This is a genomic window from Mesorhizobium sp. M2C.T.Ca.TU.002.02.1.1 (genome assembly GCF_003997225.1).
Genome location: NZ_RZTO01000840.1, coordinates 1 through 2,596, shown reverse-complemented (window position 1 = coordinate 2,596; position 2,596 = coordinate 1). Strand labels below are relative to the sequence as shown.

Here is a 2,596-nt window from a genome sequence, read left to right as displayed (position 1 = left end):
TTCCCGGACCGTCCCATGATCCGTCTCGAAAATATCGGCAAGCAGAACGGCCGACAGATCGTCTTCATCGAAGCCTCGGCCGCCTTGCAGAAGGGCGAGAAGGTCGGGCTGGTCGGTCCGAACGGCGCCGGCAAGACGACCTTGTTCCGCATGATCATCGGTGAAGAGCAGCCCGACGAAGGGCAGGTCTCGGTCGATCGCGGCGTCACCATTGGCTATTTCAGCCAGGATGTCGGCGACATGGGCGGCTTGAGCGCCGTTGCCGAGGTCATGGAAGGCGCTGGGCCGGTGAGTGCTGTTGCCGCCGAGATGCGCGAGCTCGAGCACGCCATGGGCGATCCGGACCGCGCCGAGGAGATGGACGCGATCATCGAGCGCTATGGCGAATTGCAGCACCGCTTCGAGGAGCTCGACGGCTATGCGCTGGACGGCCGCGCCCGCGAGGTGCTGGACGGCCTCGGCTTCTCCCAGGAGATGATGGACGGCGACGTTTCAAAACTCTCCGGCGGCTGGAAGATGCGCGTGGCACTTGCCCGCATCCTGTTGATGCGGCCCGACGTCATGCTGCTCGACGAGCCGTCGAACCATCTCGACCTCGAAAGCCTGATCTGGCTGGAGAAGTTCCTCAGAGATTATGACGGCGCGCTGCTGATGACCTCGCACGACCGCGAGTTCATGAACCGCATCGTCAACAAGATCATCGAGATCGACGCCGGCGCGCTCACCTCCTATTCCGGCAATTACGAATTCTACCAGGAGCAGCGGGCGCTGGCCGACAAGCAGCTGCAGGCGCAGTTCGAGCGACAGCAGGCGATGCTGGCCAAGGAGATCGCCTTCATCGAGCGCTTCAAGGCGCGCGCCTCGCATGCCGCCCAGGTGCAGAGCCGGGTGAAGAAACTCGACAAGATCGACCGCGTCGAGCCGCCGAAGCGCCGCCAGACGGTGGCCTTCGAGTTCCAGCCGGCGCCGCGCTGCGGCGAGGACGTGGCGACGCTGAAGGGCATCCACAAATCCTATGGCAGCCGTTCGATCTATTCGGGCCTCGATTTCCAGATCCGCCGGCGCGAGCGCTGGTGCGTGATGGGTGTCAACGGCGCCGGCAAGTCGACGCTTTTGAAGCTGGTCGCCGGCGCCTCCGAGCCGGACGAGGGCACGGTCGCGCGCGGCCCAAGCGTCAAGATGGGCTATTTTGCCCAGCACGCCATGGAGCTGCTCGATGGCGAACGCACCGTCTTCCAGACGCTGGAGGACAATTTTCCGCAGGCCGGCCAGGCGCCGCTGCGCGCGCTGGCCGGCTGCTTCGGCTTCTCCGGCGACGAGATCGAGAAGAAGTGCCGCGTGCTCTCAGGCGGCGAGAAGGCGCGCCTTGTGATGGCGCTGATGCTGTTCGATCCGCCCAACCTGCTGGTGCTCGACGAGCCGACCAACCACCTCGACATCACCACCAAGCAGATGCTGATCGAGGCGCTGGCGCAATATGAAGGCACGATGCTGTTCGTCTCGCACGACCGCCATTTCCTGGCGGCGCTGTCCAACCGCGTGCTGGAGCTGACGCCCGACGGCATCCACACCTATGGCGGCGGCTACACCGAATATGTCGCGCGCACCGGCCAGGAAGCACCGGGGCTGAGAGGGGCTAGTTCCTAGCCGCTTGGCTTGCAGGCGGTGACTGTCGTGGCAATCGCCGTGTCCGGGTCTTGCGCCGGTCGATCGACGGCCCCTGCGTCTTTCAGGGCTTTACGCTGTTGCAGATAGAGCAACCTCTCCTGATATCCTGCAAACGCCATGCCTAGCGCATTGCCAGGTACGGCAAGCAGCCGCTCGACCGCGTTCAAGGGCAATTGAGAGATGCCCAGGATTTCGCTGTCTTTGCGAATTCTGACCGTATTCAGCACCCCCTCATTGAAGTCGAGAAGGGTTATACGTTTGTTGAAGAATGCAGTCTTTATATTTATCCATCCTACATCGCGGCGACTCGCCACCGTTCCTGTCCCTTTGTTTATAATATTCCCGTTTCTCGATCGGAAGTAATATTGAAAATCGCTTTTTGTTGCAAAGCAAACGCCGTTTCGTGGACATGCTGTTTCTGGAAGGCTGCCGATCCCGGAGAAATCGGGAACTTCCACCTTGATGCCGCAAAGTGTTGCGTTGAATCTCGATATGGCCACCTGATCATAAGGGTCCATCCACTCGGAGATTGCCTTTCCTGAGCAGCGTCCACGGGCATTCACTTCCTGCTCTTCGCCGCTGACGGGAACGCCTGACCTGGCTGCTATTTCCAAGACGTTCAGTATCACGTCGGGAAGGCGGTCTTGTGCTCCAAAATATATCTTCTTCAATAGGCCCGTATCCGTCCGGTCAACACACAGGTTCTCGTCCGCTAAACTATCCTCTTGATAAGAAAGATAGTACGGCCGGGATCTATCAGCGGTGTTGTAAGATTCCATCGTGGATTGCGATGGTGTATCATAGTCAACTATGTAGCGAACTTTTGTTAGCGGCAGGAAATAGGGTATGCCTTCTTTCGGTGTAGATGATGTCGTTAGCGACGAGCACGCCGCCAAAAAGGACAAAAGAACGAGCGAACGAGAACGAC

At 59.9% G+C, this 2,596-nt stretch carries 2 protein-coding genes; one reads left to right on the top strand and one right to left on the bottom strand.

The window, feature by feature from the left end; genetic code table 11:
* Positions 1-15 precede the first annotated feature (15 nt).
* On the top strand, positions 16-1,647 hold the full coding sequence (locus EOD07_RS30230; protein WP_127237922.1) for an ABC-F family ATP-binding cassette domain-containing protein: 1,632 nt from the start codon (positions 16-18) through the stop codon (positions 1,645-1,647).
* Here EOD07_RS30230 and EOD07_RS30225 read toward each other — a convergent pair.
* The coding region (locus tag EOD07_RS30225) for a hypothetical protein (protein ID WP_206519600.1) at positions 1,644-2,596 on the bottom strand (953 nt) is incomplete at its 5' end. The genes EOD07_RS30230 and EOD07_RS30225 overlap by 4 nt on opposite strands.